Source organism: Mesorhizobium sp. W050, assembly GCF_054719535.1.
The window spans coordinates 780,164-796,460 of sequence record NZ_JBTTIH010000001.1 but is presented as its reverse complement, the minus strand read 5'-3'; the positions used below and the strand labels follow the sequence as shown (position 1 = coordinate 796,460).

Annotated in this window: 15 protein-coding genes and 1 pseudogene; 9 read left to right on the top strand and 7 right to left on the bottom strand. The window is 63.4% G+C overall.

Annotated features, from left to right (window positions below):
* Positions 1–24 precede the first annotated feature (24 nt).
* Positions 25–903: a DMT family transporter gene (locus ACYG9Y_RS03825; RefSeq protein ID WP_050593096.1), complete on the bottom strand. Its 879-nt coding sequence runs from the start codon at positions 901–903 to the stop codon at positions 25–27.
* A gap of 258 nt (positions 904–1,161) precedes the next feature.
* Here ACYG9Y_RS03825 and ACYG9Y_RS03820 point away from each other — a divergent pair, with 258 nt between their 5' ends.
* Positions 1,162–2,457 (top strand): glucoamylase family protein, encoded by a 1,296-nt coding sequence (locus ACYG9Y_RS03820; RefSeq protein WP_023737835.1) that lies wholly within the window; start codon positions 1,162–1,164, stop codon positions 2,455–2,457.
* Between the two features lie 165 nt (positions 2,458–2,622).
* On the opposite strand, the gene ACYG9Y_RS03815 is transcribed toward ACYG9Y_RS03820, so the two are convergent.
* Complete coding sequence (locus ACYG9Y_RS03815; RefSeq protein WP_023737834.1) at positions 2,623–3,228, bottom strand: NADPH-dependent FMN reductase; 606 nt, start codon at positions 3,226–3,228, stop codon at positions 2,623–2,625.
* 89 nt (positions 3,229–3,317) lie between these two features.
* Between ACYG9Y_RS03815 and ACYG9Y_RS03810 the strand changes: the two genes are divergently transcribed.
* Positions 3,318–3,686: a winged helix-turn-helix transcriptional regulator gene (locus ACYG9Y_RS03810; protein WP_023683744.1), complete on the top strand. Its 369-nt coding sequence runs from the start codon at positions 3,318–3,320 to the stop codon at positions 3,684–3,686.
* Positions 3,687–4,188: 502 nt separating this feature from the next.
* On the opposite strand, the gene ACYG9Y_RS03805 is transcribed toward ACYG9Y_RS03810, so the two are convergent.
* Positions 4,189–4,584 carry an acyl-CoA thioesterase gene (locus ACYG9Y_RS03805; RefSeq protein WP_023671995.1) on the bottom strand — a complete coding sequence of 132 codons (396 nt, stop codon included), beginning with the start codon at positions 4,582–4,584 and terminating at the stop codon, positions 4,189–4,191.
* A 223-nt stretch (positions 4,585–4,807) separates the two neighbouring features.
* Here ACYG9Y_RS03805 and ACYG9Y_RS03800 point away from each other — a divergent pair, with 223 nt between their 5' ends.
* The 3 genes from ACYG9Y_RS03800 to ACYG9Y_RS03790 are packed head-to-tail and all read left to right on the top strand — an operon-like array spanning position 4,808 to position 8,549.
* Positions 4,808–6,424, top strand: coding sequence for a GMC family oxidoreductase (locus tag ACYG9Y_RS03800; RefSeq protein ID WP_023737833.1), 1,617 nt, complete (start codon positions 4,808–4,810; stop codon positions 6,422–6,424).
* A complete protein-coding gene (locus tag ACYG9Y_RS03795) occupies positions 6,421–7,635 on the top strand; it encodes a mandelate racemase/muconate lactonizing enzyme family protein (RefSeq protein ID WP_023671997.1) in 1,215 nt (404 codons plus the stop codon). The genes ACYG9Y_RS03800 and ACYG9Y_RS03795 overlap by 4 nt, the downstream gene beginning before the upstream one ends.
* Entirely contained in the window at positions 7,632–8,549 is a 918-nt protein-coding gene (locus tag ACYG9Y_RS03790) for an NAD(P)-dependent oxidoreductase (protein WP_023737832.1), read from the top strand. Before ACYG9Y_RS03795 ends, ACYG9Y_RS03790 begins: the two co-directional genes overlap by 4 nt.
* A gap of 81 nt (positions 8,550–8,630) precedes the next feature.
* Here ACYG9Y_RS03790 and ACYG9Y_RS03785 read toward each other — a convergent pair whose 3' ends face one another.
* Positions 8,631–9,569, bottom strand: coding sequence for a diacylglycerol/lipid kinase family protein (locus ACYG9Y_RS03785; protein WP_023737831.1), 939 nt, complete (start codon positions 9,567–9,569; stop codon positions 8,631–8,633).
* A 659-nt stretch (positions 9,570–10,228) separates the two neighbouring features.
* On the opposite strand from ACYG9Y_RS03785, the gene ACYG9Y_RS03780 reads away from it, so the two are divergent.
* A complete protein-coding gene (locus ACYG9Y_RS03780) occupies positions 10,229–10,465 on the top strand; it encodes a hypothetical protein (protein ID WP_023733333.1) in 237 nt (78 codons plus the stop codon).
* 118 nt (positions 10,466–10,583) lie between these two features.
* On the opposite strand, the gene ACYG9Y_RS03775 is transcribed toward ACYG9Y_RS03780, so the two are convergent.
* Positions 10,584–11,216, bottom strand: a complete 633-nt coding sequence (locus ACYG9Y_RS03775; RefSeq protein WP_155923215.1) for a hypothetical protein — start codon at positions 11,214–11,216, stop codon at positions 10,584–10,586.
* A 286-nt stretch (positions 11,217–11,502) separates the two neighbouring features.
* Here ACYG9Y_RS03775 and ACYG9Y_RS03770 point away from each other — a divergent pair, with 286 nt between their 5' ends.
* Together ACYG9Y_RS03770 and ACYG9Y_RS03765 are read left to right on the top strand one after the other, a co-directional pair.
* Positions 11,503–12,018, top strand: coding sequence for a hypothetical protein (locus ACYG9Y_RS03770; RefSeq protein WP_023728220.1), 516 nt, complete (start codon positions 11,503–11,505; stop codon positions 12,016–12,018).
* 62 nt (positions 12,019–12,080) lie between these two features.
* Positions 12,081–12,613 (top strand): annotated as a pseudogene (locus ACYG9Y_RS03765) (YegJ family protein).
* Positions 12,614–12,729: 116 nt separating this feature from the next.
* Here ACYG9Y_RS03765 and ACYG9Y_RS03760 read toward each other — a convergent pair.
* Positions 12,730–13,698 carry a DUF3137 domain-containing protein gene (locus ACYG9Y_RS03760; protein ID WP_023728221.1) on the bottom strand — a complete coding sequence of 323 codons (969 nt, stop codon included), beginning with the start codon at positions 13,696–13,698 and terminating at the stop codon, positions 12,730–12,732.
* A 46-nt stretch (positions 13,699–13,744) separates the two neighbouring features.
* The gene (locus ACYG9Y_RS03755; RefSeq protein WP_023737829.1) at positions 13,745–14,791 is read right to left on the bottom strand and encodes a CapA family protein; all 1,047 of its coding nucleotides are present in this window, start codon (positions 14,789–14,791) and stop codon (positions 13,745–13,747) included.
* Positions 14,792–14,938: 147 nt separating this feature from the next.
* Between ACYG9Y_RS03755 and ACYG9Y_RS03750 the strand changes: the two genes are divergently transcribed.
* On the top strand, positions 14,939–16,204 hold the full coding sequence (locus tag ACYG9Y_RS03750; protein WP_023737828.1) for a hypothetical protein: 1,266 nt from the start codon (positions 14,939–14,941) through the stop codon (positions 16,202–16,204).
* Positions 16,205–16,297 lie beyond the last annotated feature (93 nt).

Sequence of the window (16,297 nt, the reverse complement as noted above, 5' to 3'; positions counted from 1 at the left end):
CTGCCGTCAAAGCGAATAGCGCCCTCAGACCGCGGCTTCGATCGGTTCGGCAAGCTTCGGATTGGAGCGCGAGGCGATCAGGCAACTGGCCACGATCAGGGCCGCTCCAGCCAGCGTGGTCCAGGTCGCCGCCTCGTCGAAGAACAGCCAGCCAAACACGATCGCCCAGATGAAGGCAGAATACTCCGTCGGGATCAGATATTGCGCTTCGGCCCGCGCGTAGGACCAGCTCATCAGGAACTGCCCGGAGAGCGACAGCGCCGTCACCCCGGCCAGCGGAAGCCAGAGATTGCCCGGCAGGGCAACCGCGAGCCAGGGAGCGGCGGGGAGAAGGACGGCGGCAACGCACAGGTTCTGGAACAGCATGATCTCGACTGGCTTGGCCACCAGCGCCTGCCGCCGCGAGAGGATCAGATTGTAGGCGTAGAACACCGTCGATGCGAGCACCGCCACCGTGCCAAGCAGGGCATCCCCGGTATAGTTCCCTTGCCCGAACTGTCCGGCCATGATGATGACGACGCCGGCGATGCCCGCCAGCGACGCCCAGATCGCCTGGCGCTGTATGCGTTCGCCCAAAAGCAGCGCCGCCAGCAGGAGAGCGAACAGCGGCGCGACGAAACTAAGCCCGATCCCATCCGCCAGCGGCAATCTGGCAAGGCCCCAGAAGAACGACAGCAGAACGATGCCCACGACCACGGCGCGCAGCGCGTGTAGCCGCAGCACGGAAGGCGTGGGAAGGGAACGCGGCCCCGCCGCCCAGGCCGTGCCCGCGACCACGCTCGCAAGCATGCTTCGCCACAGCACCGTGTTGTAGACACCGACGGCGATCACCAGGATTTTCATCGCCGCATCCATGGCGGACAGAAGGAAGATCGCAAGTGCACAGATCAGCACCGGGGTCATGGGGGAAACGACGCCTGACGGGCTGGGTGACTTCACGGGGCATGCTCATGTGATGGATCGCAGCCGGATATATCAGGGGAGGACGGCCGGGCCAGATGGCAGGGCCGTGCATATGGCGGTCCAACCGATCTTCGCAGCCCCTCGATTTGAATTCGGTGCGTCGGCAGCGCCTTTCGCTATCGGCCCCAGCCTGCCCTCACCCATGATTGATCCGCTGGAAGAATGGCAAAAGCAGCCAAAGCCTCTATATCGATTGTCATGGATGCATCGAACGAACACGCGCTAAACGACGAGCTTCTCCAAGATATCCAGCGCCTGTCCTTCGAGTATTTTCTCAACGAGGCCAACCCTGCCAACGGCCTGGTCGCCGACCGCAACACGCAGGCGTCGCCTGCCAGCATAGCCGCCGTCGGGCTCGCTTTGTCGTCCTATCCCGTCGGTGTCGATCGCGGTTTCATGACGCGCGATGCCGCAATCGAACGGACGCTCGCCACGCTTCGCTTCTTCTGGAACTCCCCGCACGGGCCGGAGCCCGATGCCACCGGCTACAGGGGTTTCTACTATCATTTCCTCGACATGAAGACCGGCCGCCGCGTCTGGAATTGCGAACTGTCCACGATCGATACCGCCCTTTTGCTTGCCGGTGTTCTGGCCGCCGGCGCTTATTTCGACGAGGACGATGAGCTCGAACTGGAAATCCGCCAGCTTGCCGATGCGCTCTACCGCCGTGCCGACTGGCGCTGGGCGCAGAACGGCGGCGCCACCGTCACCCATGGCTGGCGGCCTGGAAAAGGCTTTCTCCGCTACCGCTGGGAAGGATTTGACGAGGCGCTGATCCTGTACGTCCTGGGTCTCGGTTCGCCGACCCACTCGCTAACTCCCGAGAGCTACGCGGCCTGGCTGTCCACTTACAAATGGAAGACCATCTACGGCCGCGAGATGGTCTATGCCGGCCCGCTTTTCATCCACCAGTTCTCGCATATCTGGATCGATTTTCGCGACATCCGCGATGCCTTCATGCGCGATCACGACCGGGACTATTTCGAAAACAGCCGCCAGGCGACGTATCTGCAGCGCGATTACGCAATCCGCAATCCGAGGGGGTTCGCGGGCTATGGCGAGAATTGCTGGGGCGTCACCGCCAGCGACGGCCCAGGTCCGATCGCGCGGCGAGCCGATGGACGCCGCTTCTTCGGTTATCTCGCCCGCGGCGCACCGTTTGGCCCCGATGACGGCACGCTGTCGCCATGGGCGGCAATCGCCTCCTTGCCTTTTGCGCCGGAAATCGTGCTGCCGGCGCTGCGCCATTTCCACGAGATGGACCTGCGCGACGGCAACCCTTACGGCTTCACCGCGAGCTTCAACCCGACGATCGCTGCCGACGACGGCCGCGCCTGCGGTTGGGTATCGCCGGACCATGTCGGCATCAACCAGGGGCCGATCGCCCTGATGATCGAGAACTACCGGTCCGACTTCCTGTGGCGATTGATGCGCCGCGTGCCGGCCATCACCACAGGACTGCGCCGGGCCGGGTTTTCCGGCGGTTGGCTGTGACAGGCGGCGATCCTTCGCGCGGGATCGTCAAGGCATCAGCGCGACCTTGCCGGTCCGACTCCACCATCCGGCCAAGGGAGCCGAGAGCGCCTCTTCACGTGAATGAAAAAGGGCGGCGCAAACGCCGCCCTTTGGAAAAATCATCGATCCTTGGGAGGATAAGGCTCAGGCCGCCTGGGCTTCGCCGGCAATCGCGTCGGCCTGACGCGCTGCCTTGAGCACGCGGGCCCACCAGGCAACGTCGTTGACCAGCGCCGTGGCAGCCTGGTTCAGATGCTCGATCTCCTCGAGCTTCTTCTCGCCATGGCGCACCGCCAGGAAATCGCTCCAGGCAATGTGAACGGCGGATTTGACCGGCGCCATCTGCAATTCGACCGCGGCAAGACGCAAATGTTCGACAGCGCGCGAGCCGCCGACGCTGCCATAGCCGACGAAACCGGCCGGCTTCTTGTTCCATTCATTGGCGGCGTAATCGATGGCGTTCTTCAGCACGGCCGTCGGGCCATGATTGTATTCGGCGGCGGTGAAGATGAAGCCGTCGAATTCGGCGACCTTCTTTTGCCAGCGCTGGGCAACTTCGTTCTGCGACGGCGCCCAGGCGGACGAGGCGACCTCGTCGAAGAAGGGCAGCGGCCAGTCGCGCAGGTCGACGGTCTCGACGTCGATGTCGGCATGAGATTTCGCGATCTTGGCGATCCACTGGGCGGGCACATCGGCGAAACGCGCGGCGCGTGTCGAACCGACGACGATGGCGATTTTGGGCTTGGACATGGGGCTCTCCATATATGCAGAAGCTGGTATCGTTTGGATACCGGCGCTATATGAGATACTGACAAATGGCAGCGCAAGGAGGCACCGTTATGTTACTGAGGCACCCGCACAACACCGAAGACTGCCGCGCCGTCTCGGAAATCCTGCAGCGCGTCGGCGACAAATGGACCGTTCTGGTCGTCGGCAAGCTGGGCGGCGGACCGCTGCGTTTCAATGAGTTGCGCGCCGCTGTCGGCGGCATTTCGCAGAAGATGCTGACCACCACCTTGCGCGGTCTTGAGCGCGACGGCTTCGTCACCCGAACCGTGTTCCCGACCATCCCGCCACGCGTCGACTATGAGCTGACGGAGCTCGGCCATGAGCTGCTGGTGCCGGTCGGCGCGCTCGGCGAATGGGCGCGGAAGAACACCTCGCGGGTCCAGGCGGCGCGTGAAAGATTCGATGGCGTGCACGCCTGAAAACCGTTGCCCAGCAATAGTTTACGGATTTTGCCGTCGACGACGCGTACCCGGGTTTAACTGGATCCGCCCGTGCATCGTTGGTCACGCCATCGCGACATAGCTGCAGCGTTTCGTTCGCCGGCGCATCATCATTTTGAGGCTGACGAGGTCTTCCGCTGACGGGCCCTCAGGCACTTTGACGCAGGGTTGCTGCAACACACTGCGCCGCACGTCTCTACCCTTGCAGACCGCTGGGCAGTCCGCTCGTTGCCAACGGTCCGGTCGTGCGTGCAGGCGACGCTTGGAAGCTCTTTCCTGATCTCGGTATAAGCGGTCGTGCCAAGCACGCAGATCACCGCGACAAGGGCCGCCACGAGCCAGCCGTTCAGCATGTGTTGACGCATTGTCTTCCCTCCGCCGCCCGCAGAATCGGATGTGGAAGGCAACCATTGGATGTCGCGCAGCGCATCGCCCGCGCGGGGGATGTTACATAAGCGCAAGCTTGGCAGAATCGACGATGTCAACTTTCGGTTGGAATCGGCTTCGGCTTGCCGTCGCTATCCAGCGCCACCATGACGAAATCGGCGTGGGTGACCTTCTCCATCAGGTCGGAGAGGTAGCGTTGCGCCCAGGCCTCGACCTTGAGCGTCATGGAGGTGCGGCCGACGCGCTCGACATGGGTGTAGATGCACAGCGTGTCGCCGATCTTCATCGCCTTGGCGAAGGACATTTCCTTGACAGCCGCCGTCACCACGCGACCCTTGGCCCGCTCGGCCGCACGGATGCCGCAGGCAAGATCCATCTGCGCCATCACCCAACCGCCAAAGATGTCGCCGGCCGCATTTGCATCGGCCGGCATGGCGAGCGTACGCAAGGTCAGATCACCGATCGGCCGTCCGTCCGCGTAATGCACCATCCGAGATTCCCCTGAAGCGATAGCCCTTGATCCCGTAGCGTCATGGACCCAAGAGGTCAACGCGACGGGCGAGGCTCCCGGCGCAATGTCGGTTCCATGGTGGCTTTTCCGACCAGGCGTCTCACGGTCGCTTTTTTCACAAGCCATGCCGGAAGCCGCAGGGGCGCGGCCAAGCCGTCGCGGATAGGCTGCGCTCAGTTTTGCGGAGCCGCCAACACCAATCATGCAGACTTATGACTTCATCATCGTCGGCTCCGGCTCGGCCGGCTCGGTTCTGGCCGACAGGCTGTCGATTTCGGGCCGCTTCTCCGTGCTGGTGCTGGAGGCCGGCGGCAGCGACCGCCGCTTTTATGTCCAGATGCCGCTCGGCTACGGCAAGACCTTCTTCGATCCGGCGGTCAACTGGAACTACAAGCCCGAGCCGGACCCCGGCCTTGCCGGCAATGTCGACCATTGGCCGCGCGGCAAGCTGCTTGGCGGCTCCAGCTCGATCAACGCCATGGTCTGGATCCGTGGCGCGCGCGAGGACTTTGACGACTGGCGCGATGCCGGCAATCCCGGTTGGGGTTATGACGATCTGTTGCCGGGCTTCAAGGCGCTTGAGGACAATGAGGCCGGCGCCGATAGATGGCGCGGCACCGGCGGGCCGCTGCATATCACCGACACGACGAACGCCGTCCATCCGCTGACCAGGCGCTACCTCGCCGCCGGCCAGCAAGCCGGGCTGCCGCTCAACCCCGACTTCAACGGTGCCGCCCAGGAAGGCGTCGGCACCTACCAGATCTCCACCAAAAACGGCCGCCGCATGTCGGCCGTGCGCGCCTTCCTGCGCCCCGCGATGAAGCGCAAAAACGTCCGCGTCGAGACGAATGCGCTGGCGAGCAGGATCCTGTTCGAGGGCAAGCGAGCCGTCGGCATCGAATATCTGCAGAACGGCGAGACCAAGACGGCGCGGGCCGGCCGCGAAGTCATCCTGTCCGCCGGCTCGATCAACTCGCCGCAGCTCTTGCAACTGTCCGGCGTCGGCCCCTCGTCACTGCTCAAGGGGCTTGGCATCCCGGTCGTCCACGCCAACGAAAATGTCGGCGCGCATCTGCAGGACCATGTCGGCATCAACTATACCTTCAAGGGAAACGTGCCGACGCTCAACCAAATCCTGCGGCCCTGGTGGGGCAAGCTGCTGGTCGGCATGCAGTACATCCTCACCCGCTCCGGCCCGCTGTCGCTGTCGATGAACCATGGCGGCGGCTTCTTCCGAACCGACCCGGCGTTTTCGCGCCCCAACATGCAGCTTTATTTCCAGGCTTTCTCGACCGTCATTCCGAAGAGCGGCGAGCGGCCGATCCTGACGCCGGATCCGTGGCCGGGCTTTTCCATCGGCCTCTCCAACTGCCGCCCGTCCAGCCGCGGCGAGATCATGATCCGCTCCAGCAATCCGCTGGACTATCCCAGGATCGTCGCCAACGCCTATTCCACCAACGCCGATGTCGACGAGATGCTGGCGGCGGTGAAATTCGTGCGCAAGATAGCCTCGATGCCCGCCATGGCCGAGATCATCACTGAGGAGGTTTTGCCGGGCCCATCGATCCAATCGGATGCCGACCTGATCCAGGATTTCAGGAAGCGCTCAGGCACCGTCTATCACCCGGTCTCGACCTGCCGCATGGGGCCGGACGCCGGGGCCGCCGTCGTCGACCCGCGCCTGAAAGTGCACGGGCTCGAAGGTCTGCGTGTCATCGACGCCTCGATCTTTCCCGCCAACATCACCGGCAACACCAACGCCGCCTCGGTCATGACCGGATGGAAGGGCGCCGAACTGGTTCTGGAGGACCAAAAATGAAGATCACCGACGTCAAGACCTGGGTAGTCGGCAACCCGCCGCCCGGCATCGGCGGCAAGTATTTCATCTTCGTCAAGCTGACCACCGATGGCGGCGTCGTCGGTTACGGCGAGGCCTACAACGCCACCTTCTCGGCTCACATAACAGCGAAGCTGGTCGAGGACATGGCCGAGCGTTACCTGATCGGCCACGATCCGCATGACATCGAGACCTTCTTCCGCCGCGCCTATTCCTCAGGATTTACCCAGCGCCCCGACGTTACCGGCATGGGCTGTTTCTCGGCGCTGGAAATGGCCTGCTGGGACATTGTCGGCAAGGAAGCCGACAAGCCGGTCTACAAACTGCTCGGCGGCCAGGTGCACGAGACGCTGCGCTCCTACACCTATCTCTATCCGCACACCGGCAGCGTCCATTCGGAGGACGCGCCGGACGGCCGGAACGTCTACAATGACCCCGAATTGGCGGCCGCCTGCGCGCTCGAATATGTCGAGCAGGGGTTCAACGCCGTCAAGCTCGACCCGGCAGGCCCCTACACCGCCTTCGACGGCCACCAGCCGCGCCTGATCGACATCGATGTCTCCACCCGCATGGTCAAGGCGATCCGCGAAGCGGTCGGCACCCGCGCCGATATTCTGTTCGGCACGCATGGCCAGTTCACCGCGTCGGGTGCGCTGCGCATGGCACGTGCCATCGAGCCCTACGATCCCTTGTGGTTCGAAGAGCCGGTGCCGCCCGACATGCCCGAAGTGATGGCTCAGGTGGCGCGAGGCACGTCGATCCCGATCGCCACCGGCGAGCGGTTGACGACCAAGTTCGAATTCGCCCGAATCATCGAGAACCGCGCCGCCACCATCCTGCAACCGGACCTTGGCCGTTCCGGCGGCATTCTCGAAACCAAGAAGATCGCCGCCATGGCCGAGGCCTACCACATCCAGATCGCGCCGCACTGCTATTGTGGGCCGATCGTTGGCGCCGCCAACATCCAGCTGGCGGTGACGCTGCCCAATTTCCTCATCCTGGAATCGCTGAAGCAGTGGGACGGCTTCCACGCGACACTGCTCAAGAAGAAGATCGAATGGCAGGACGGCAATGTCATTCCATCGAAGGAGCCGGGCCTCGGCGTCGAGCTGGACGAAGCGGTCTGCGACGCGCATCCCTACACCGGCAAGGACCTGCATTTGCAGATGATGCAAACGCCGCTGATGCCGTGAGCGAACGCTACGCCTTCATCGGCCTTGGCCATCTCGGCGCCAACCTTGCCGCCAGCCTGTTGCGCAACGGTTTTGTCGTCATCGTCTTCGACCGCGACCCCGCCGCCGTCGAACGCCTCGTGGCGCTCGACGCCACGGCCGCGACCAGCCCGGCTGAAGCGGCAGCGCTAGCCGGCAACGCCATGACATGCCTGCCCTCGCCCAAGGTCAGTGAAGCGGTGCTGGCTGGTCCCGGTGGACTGCTGGAAGGATTGCCCAAGGGCGGCACATGGATCGAGATGTCGACGAATGGCCGCGACGAGATTCTGCGCCTCGCCGCCCTCGCCTCGGCCAAGGGCGTCGAAACGCTTGAGTGCCCGGTCACCGGCGGCGTGCATCTGGCCGCGGTCGGAAAGATCACCGCGCTTGTCGGCGGCGATGCTGCGCTTTACGAGCGCCATCGTCCGGCCATCGAAGCGATGTGCGCAAAGTCGTTCCTGATGGGTCCGGTCGGCTCGGCGGCGGTGATCAAGGTGATCACCAACATGCTGGCCTTCATCCATCTCGTCGCCGCCGGCGAGGCGCTGATGTTGGCCAAGCAAGGCGGCCTCGACCTCGCGCAATCCTACCACGCCATCGTCGCCTCCTCCGGCAACAGCTTCGCCCATGAGACCGAAAGCCAGCTCATCCTCAACGGCTCCTACGACATTGGCTTCACCATGGACCTGGCACTGAAGGACCTCGGCTTTGCGCTTGCGATGGGCAGGGAGTTCAGACTGCCACTCCAATTGGCGCCGCTTGTGAGTGAGATTTTCCTGATGGGCAAACAGGAATATGGCGGCGGCGCCTGGTCGACCCAGATCGTCAAACTGCTTGAGGATGCCGTCGACATGGATCTGCGCGCGCCCGGTTTCCCAGCCAAGCTGGAAAGCTAAGCCGGGTAGATATGTCCTGCGATTCAGGCCCTTGGCCGGTTCGCCGCTCAACCACCTGAATCAATCCCTCAACGCCTTGATTCAATATCTCAGCGTCAGCGCTCCGGGCAGGATCTCAAACGTCGCGGGTATACGCCCCGGCGACTCGCCATCTATGTCGACCAGCGCGCCGTTCTTCTCGACATCGCCGATAGGTTCGACCACCACTTTCCGGCCACGCAATATGGTGATGGCCGGATGGTTGCGGTGCCGGCCGCCATAGAGCAGCCGAATATCCCAGATCAGCTTCAGCTTGCCGGCCGCGCGCAGGATGACGATGTCGAACTGGCCGTCGGCGAGTGCGGCGTCCGGGGCGATCATCATGCCGCCGCCGAAGAACTTTCCGTTGGCGACCGCCACCAGCGCCATGCGCGCCTCGACCGGGGTGCCATCGTCGACGGTGATCCTGACGTCCTGGAAGCGGTAGCGGATGAACTCGACCACGGTGCGCCAGAAAAACAGCGCCTTGGCCGACATCCTGCCCTTGCGCTTGTCGGCATTGACCGCACGGTCCGTGGCGCCGGACAGGCCGAGGCTGGCGATATTGATGAAGTGCCGGCTGGCCAGCGCGCCATGGTCGTCGATGTAGCAGATGCGCCCGGCATCGACCTTGCGCGCCTTGGCTTCGGCGATCCGCTTCAACGCCGCATCCACCTCTTTCGGCAGGCCAAGTCCGCGCGCGAAATCGATGCCGGTGCCGCAAGGCAGCAAGCCAAGTTCGGTTGTCCGGCCGCTCTCATCGAAAGCCTGCAGCAATCCGTCGGCCACCTCGCTGGCGGTGCCGTCGCCGCCGGCCGCGATCACCAGCTCGAAGCCGCTTGCCGCGAGGTCGAGCGCCAGCCTTTCGGCGTCGCCCTCGGCCTGCGTCTCGCGCAGCTCGAATTCGCCGAAATGCTTTTTCAGCGATGCGGCGACCTCCGGCCAATGCCGTTTCAGCCGGCCGCCGCCGGCAATCGGATTGAGCACCACCCCGACTTTCAATGCGCACCCTCCCCGCACCGAGCCGATAGGCTCGATGCTTTGCCTGCATTGAAGCCCGCGCCAGCCGGCGGAGCAAGGGGCACAGCCGATCAGGCGCCAAAAAGCGGGCGGGCTGTCTAATGCAGCTGGAGTCGAAATTCCGAGCTTTGTGGCAAACGATCCCCGATAATCCCGTTATCCACAGGCTCACGCCCATTCCCCAAAACCCTTACCCGGCGTAAGTTTAACCATCTCAGGCGGCTACCGATCGCCACGCCGAAAGGCAAAGCGAAAAGGCGGATTTCCTGAGGCCCGTACGGCCCGAAGCGAGAGCAGGCTTGCTTGTTCGAGGGACGGATGCCGAGACCTACGGGGCCGCGGAAAGCGTGCGAACGCCAACGGCGGACCGATGCTGCCATGAAGGACGGCGAAAACCTTCGATGGCGCGCCGAACGAAGCTCGCAAGGGTGGAGAACGGCGTGGTCTGGAACGGGCACTGCCCTCGGGCGGTGACTGGCAGGACCGTCAAAATCAAGGCCGGCATGGCGCGACGACTTTGCGGAAGTTGCTGCCGCGACCGTGTCCTGATCTGACAGGGAGGCGCTGGGAGAAATCCCGGCGCCGACTGTCTTTTGGGCCAAGGTCCGGTCGGCGAAGCGACGCGTGAAGAAGCCGATACTTTGCTGGAACGAGATTTCGGCGCTGACGGAACCATCTTCATCACCAGGCGCGATCAGCAATTCACCGACATGATCCCGCGCCTGATCGACAGAGGCGTGTCCTTCGTCGAGATCGGTGGCAATGACGCGATCATGCTCACCGTGCTTTCGGCGGCAGACTTCGCTCCGCCCGAAGGCGCCCGGGCGCTGTTCAGCCAACCGTTCCGATCGATCCGGCCACCCGTCGCACCGGGCTGATCGTCGCCGTGCGCAAGCTGCACATCGTGCTGCCGGCGCTGTTCGAAGCAGGCGCGAGGCTGGAGCGCGTCTACAACTGAAGCCGCGCCCTGCACCGCGGCCTGCCCGGCGGGCCAAGCTACTTCTTCGGGCCGATGCCCGGGATCAAATTGAGGCCAGCGTTTATATATTCCGGCCGTATGGCGCCGCTGATGAGCGTGAAGGTGGCGAGCATGATGCTGGCCAGCGCACCGTCATGCCATGGCCTGAGGGCCAGCGCGTTGACGGCATAGGCCCAGAATGGGAAGGCGAGCATCGACATGACGATGTTGGCTCCCGGAGCCTCCGCATTGTCGGCTGAATCGCTGACCGATTTCAGATACACCGGCGTCATCGCCAGCGCGACGATCAACATGATCCATGAAATGGTCCAGACGCTGATACCGGCCATTTCAATCTTATAGATGGCTGCCTGCACCTTACCCGGAATGTCCCCCGGATTGCCTTTGGTCTCTTCCGCCACCGCATCGGTCAACGCCTTGGCAACCGGCTGCTCAGTGGCATTGACCAGGATGGAGTTGACGAAGATGAAAAATGCCACGACTTCGGCAGGCACGTACTTCGCAACCCGGTCGAGATAGCCGTCGCCGCCTTTCGATCCTTGATCTTCTTGCTTGTCATCGTCGACGCCGAGCGGAGCATCGCCTGGAATGCCCTCGAGCGTTGAATCCCTTTTCGGCACAGGCTCAGCGGACCGGACAATTCTTCCCATGACAAACCCCTCCTATATTGTTGTATCGCCCCGTGAGTATCGTAGTAGAAAACCGGGCCAAGAAACAGTTGTCGCGGCCATAGCCGACAAGATTTATTCAGGCTTCTTCCTGCAAATGCATCACGCTCCCGCCCTATCTGCTACCGGGTGTCTCGAAATCCACCTATAGTGAGCCGTACCCGAAAAACGCATCCCCCGGCTCATCGCGTGATCGCGGCCAAAATCCCGCCTTGTTCGCGCGCGATGGAAGGACTGGCTGCCGGGGGGCAATCCGAAGGACAAGACCGTGATCAAGACCGCCCTTGTCGCCATGACCATTGTCGGCTGCGACTGCGACGCCAAGCTTTGCGAATATATCGGCGAGACGCCGGCGAAGTGGGCGACTATCGCCGACTGCGAAGCGGCGATGAAAAGCCAGATGCTGCACCAGAAGAACTTCGACTATCCGCTGGTCTCCGGCATCTGCCGCAGCAAGGGGTCGGCGTCTTCTTCGCAACTGGCGGCGGCCGCATCCCGCCCGGAACTGAAGCCGGCCAGCCGGAATGTCCAAACCCCGTTGCCGCCGGAACTGAGCCATCGGCCGAGCGTTCCCGTCGGCTCCCCGACGACGGCCATGGAGGCAGCAGCGGTACGGCCCGTCGCCTACGAGCAAGTGGTCGATGGCGGAACAGGCGTGCTCTACCGCACCAGGAACGGCTACGCCGTGGTCAAGACAGATCTCAGCCGCGTCGCGTCGGCAACGGTCGGCATTGCCAAGCGGTCCGCGAACTGGCTGGCAGGGCTGGTGCCGAGCGGGTTGTGAGCGGCCTGCCGTTCGGACCATACCACGCTGTCGCACTGCCGTTGAAAACTCCAGATAGATGCATGATGGTGTCAGGCATCGACACGCAGGAGCGCCATTTCATGAAGCATGCAGTTCGAACCGTGCTGTCCCTGGTGCTGGCCTTGGCGCCGATTCCGGCCGGTGCGCAGGATTCCGGCCAGGGCGGCGACAAGGTTGTAGGCGTCGCCAGGGACGATCCGGACATGGCGGCGGCCATTGCGCAGGCGCGCGCCAGCCTCGATGAATTCCTGTCCTTGTCGGATGCGCCGCCAGCCGGGACAACCAGCTACAAATTGAAAGTCGAGGTCAGGGACGGAGACGCCTCGGAGCATTTCTGGATCATCCCCTTCCACAAGACCGCGACCGGCTTTGCAGGAACATTGGCCAATGAGCCGCAAGCGGTGCACAATGTCGTGGCCGGCCAGGAACTCGAATTCAACCGGACGATATTTCCGACTGGGGCTACACCAAAAACGGTCGCCAGGTCGGCAGCTTCACCGTCTGCGTGATGTTCAAGACGATGGCGCAAGAAGACGTCGAATATTATCGCCAGAACTACGGCTTCGCCTGCTGACGCGCGGCAGCCTGGCTAATGCATGCGCCCAAACAGGACCGCCGTTTTGGGGCAACGATATGCATGAAAACAAGACCTGAAGCGCGTCGCATGAATTCGTTTCGACGCGCGGCGCTTTAGGCCTCGCCATCCGTCGCGCCGATCTTGCGCACCAGCGCCGCCGTCGCCAAGATCGCGCCCATATCGGCGATCATCGGCGCGATGTGCTTGGTGTAATCGAGCGGCACGGAAATGGCGGGCAGTTCGAAGAAATTCTTCGGCTGCGGCAAGAGCAGGAAGCCATCGCTGCCATTAAGTGCCACCCGCGCCGGATCATCGCGCCATGTCTCGTGCAGCCATTTCAGCGCCTGCGCCAACCGGCCGCTCACCAGCGGCTGCGCGGCGGCGACATTGTCGGTGCGAAATTCGTAGTCGCCGTCGAGCAGCGGATCGCCGCTGGACAGTTCCTGCATCTTGCCGGCGAAGATGCCGCGGAAGAAACCGACCACCGCGTTGCTGCGGCGCGTCGCGACCAATATGCCGGGGAACGGCGCGATCGTCTCGAACGCAACGATGACGCCCTTGAAGACCGTCGACGAGCCTTTGCCCGAACCTTGGCGCAACTCCGCCTCGTAGAGCTCGAACGGAAAATCCTCGTAGCGGCCTGACACGATGTCGTCGAAGCTCTGCCGGTTGAAGGCGCCGACCACGGCGCGCGGCAGCCGGTCGAAGGAATTCGGCGTCACGCTGTGCTGATAGCGCACATCCCTGATGAAGCCGAAGATGATCGGCAGCAGCGTGTCACGGAACGATTGCTGCAGCCGCGTCGCCGGCCTGATCGCCAGGAAGTACAGCAGCAGCGCCGCGAAGAAACCGCCGACATAGAGGAACACATGCGGCGTCGAGAACCATTGCTCGTTCAAGTCGGCGACCTTGTTGAACAGCCAGGCCACCAGCACGACAAAAACCAGCAGCAGCCCCAGAAACACCGGCACCCGCCAGCGCACCTGGCGGCAGGCCGAAGCCCGTCCAGCCTCATAGATCTCGATATTCTTCCTGATGCCGGCGACCACCGCTTCATCAGGCATGAACTCAGCTGCTTCCATCGCCCCCTCGCAAAGTCCTATTATGCCTATGATAGCGGGAAAGTCGTCAGTCGCCAAAGATCGCCTTCAGCCTGGCCTCGACCTTGCCCTTCATCCGGCCAGTCAGCGCCTCGACCGGAACCAACCGCTCATGCCCGCCTGAGCGCAGCCGCATGAAGGGATGCATCCGGTAGCCGGCGATCGCGCCGCGCTTGCCGAGATCGGCGCTGACATCGACGACGAAAATGCCGCCGATGCGGCCGGGCCAGGGCTGTCGCGCCAGCGCCGTGCCGAGGAAGTCGCCAAGCCCGTACGCCACGAGCGTCTTGCCGACCCATTGCACCGGCTGCACGACATGGGCGTGGTGCCCGGCAATCAGTCCGACGCCGTGACCGGCCAGCAACCTCGCCAGCGTTTGCGTTTGCGGCTGCGGAAAATGCCGGAACTCCCAGTCCCAGTGCGGCACCGCACAGGTGAGGTCGATGTTCTTGTCGGCCGCGCCGCTCGGCCATGCCGCCGGATCGCTTTGCATCGACACACGCTCATTGAAAACTGCGGCGTCGGCATTGCGCCACAGTGTGAAAGCGGCAAAGCCGATCGTCAGCGGCCCGGCCTTGACCTGTTCGACCGGCCCTTTTTTCGCGGTGCCGATGGGGCGGATGCCAAGCCGCTTCAGCGCCGCAACCGTCTCGTCGAAACCGGCGACGCCCTGGTCGAGCACATGGTTGTTGGCCAGCGACAGCACGAGCCTTTCGCGCGCGATGCCTACGGCGGCAAGCGCCGCGGCAAGAAACCGCTCGCTCATCGCATGGTGAGTGCCAAGCCGCGTGCCAAACGCCACGCTCGGCCGCTCGACGACCGGACTTTCGCAATTGCCGATCACCAGATCGGCTGAGCCCAAGAGCTTTGCGATCTCCGGATCGCACTCCGGCGCACTATGGTTGGCCACGGCCGAAATATCGCCGACAAAGGCCAGCCGCACCTTCCGCCCTGGCGGTGGATCAATGAGTGTCGTTGCCGCGATCGGCGCAAAATCCCTGACATCGCCGCCAAGCGACGGTTTCAGGAAGCGCGGCAGCCATGACAGTGTGTAGGAAAGCGGATAGTTCGACACGCGATGCTCAATCGTTTGCCCAATCGGTTAGCTTGTGTAGACGGTCTGCCCGGGGAGTGTCGACCGTCAGTCCTTGAAACACTGCCGCCGGCAGACACGGCGCCAAATGCGTGTAATGTCTGCGCAATGGCATAGTGGAGGAATGAGATGACACGTTTTGCAGGCCTGCTGGCGTCCGCCTTCCTCCTGTTGCTGCCTTTATCTTCGGCCCGCGCCGCCGCGCCCGAAGCGGCGACCGCGCTGTTCGAGGCCAAAACGGTGGCTGAGCGCAACCGTGCGCTCACAACGCTTGAGTCTGCAGCGAAAGGCGATCCGGCGTCAGCCTACGCCGCCGGCGCCGGCGAATTCTTCACCGCCCTGGAAATCCTGGCCGGCGGCCTGCACCGCCACGGGTTCGAAAGCCCGCAATCCTTCATGCTGCCGCTGATGCGGCTGCCGATTCCGGACAATCCCAATCCCGAACCGCTGACCTATGAGCGGTTCCGCGCCATTCTGGTCGCCTTCCGCGACCGGCTGGAGACATCCGCGGCGACTCTGGGCTCGGTGCCCGCCGATGCCGGCATCGGCATGGTCGTCGACCTCACCCGTGCCGGCATCGATCTCAACGAAGACGGCGCCATCGCGCCGGATGAAAGCATGGCCGCGATCATGGCCTCGCTGTCGCGCGGCGGCGTCTCGTCGGACGCCGCCGCTCCCTCGCTCGCCTTCCGCTTCGACCGCGCCGATGGTTTCTGGCTGCAGGGCTATGCCGAATTCCTGATGGCGCAGGCCGATTTCTGGCTGGCGCATGATTTCAGGACCATGTTCGACGGCTCGTTCCACATGCTGTTTCCGCGCGCCAAACTGCCGCTGCAGGACATTCTCGTGCCTCCCGCCGGCGACATGGGCAGCAGCATCTTCTCATCGGAATGGCGCATCGCGGATTTCATCTCCATGGTTCACCTCGTGAACTGGCCGGTGGTCGAGCCCGAGCGCCGTCAAGCGGCGCGCCGCCATCTGCTCGAAATGATCCGGCTGTCGCGCGAGGACTGGAAGGCGATCCGCGCCGAGACCGACAATGACCGCGAATGGCTGCCGGGACCGCAGCAGAAGGGCGAGAACCCGCTCACGGGACTCGAGGTCGGCGAAGAGCAGGTTCAAGCATGGCTCGCCACTCTGACCGTGGCCGAAGACCTTTTGGAGGGCCGCAAGCTGCTGCCGCATTTCCGCATCACGGCCGGCACCGGCCAGGGCATCAACATGAAGCGTTTCTTCGAAGAACCGAAGCCTTTCGACCTCGTGCTGTCGATTACCGGCCCGGCCATCGCGCCCTACCTCGAGAGCGGTGAGATCGTGACCAGCGGCGAGTTCGACCAGATCCAGCGCCAGTTCGGTGGCGGTGGGTTTTTGACCTTCGCGCTGTGGTTCAATTGAGCAGACGACCCGGCTCGCGCAACACAGCTCCTGACACCCTTGTGTCAGGAGCTTCGACCCGCTTAGTGTCCCTTGCCACTGCACTCTTTCCAT

Excerpts from the sequence above, each read along its gene's own strand:
- ACYG9Y_RS03775 (WP_155923215.1), bottom strand. The coding sequence starts at position 11,216 with ATGGGAAGAATTGTCCGGTCCGCTGAGCCTGTGCCGAAAAGGGATTCA.
- ACYG9Y_RS03760 (WP_023728221.1), bottom strand. The coding sequence starts at position 13,698 with ATGGAAGCAGCTGAGTTCATGCCTGATGAAGCGGTGGTCGCCGGCATC.
- ACYG9Y_RS03810 (WP_023683744.1), top strand. The coding sequence starts at position 3,318 with ATGTTACTGAGGCACCCGCACAACACCGAAGACTGCCGCGCCGTCTCG.
- ACYG9Y_RS03795 (WP_023671997.1), top strand. The coding sequence starts at position 6,421 with ATGAAGATCACCGACGTCAAGACCTGGGTAGTCGGCAACCCGCCGCCC.
- ACYG9Y_RS03750 (WP_023737828.1), top strand. The coding sequence starts at position 14,939 with ATGACACGTTTTGCAGGCCTGCTGGCGTCCGCCTTCCTCCTGTTGCTG.
- ACYG9Y_RS03825 (WP_050593096.1), bottom strand. The coding sequence starts at position 903 with ATGACCCCGGTGCTGATCTGTGCACTTGCGATCTTCCTTCTGTCCGCC.
- ACYG9Y_RS03800 (WP_023737833.1), top strand. The coding sequence starts at position 4,808 with ATGCAGACTTATGACTTCATCATCGTCGGCTCCGGCTCGGCCGGCTCG.
- ACYG9Y_RS03815 (WP_023737834.1), bottom strand. The coding sequence starts at position 3,228 with ATGTCCAAGCCCAAAATCGCCATCGTCGTCGGTTCGACACGCGCCGCG.
- ACYG9Y_RS03820 (WP_023737835.1), top strand. The coding sequence starts at position 1,162 with ATGGATGCATCGAACGAACACGCGCTAAACGACGAGCTTCTCCAAGAT.
- ACYG9Y_RS03805 (WP_023671995.1), bottom strand. The coding sequence starts at position 4,584 with ATGGTGCATTACGCGGACGGACGGCCGATCGGTGATCTGACCTTGCGT.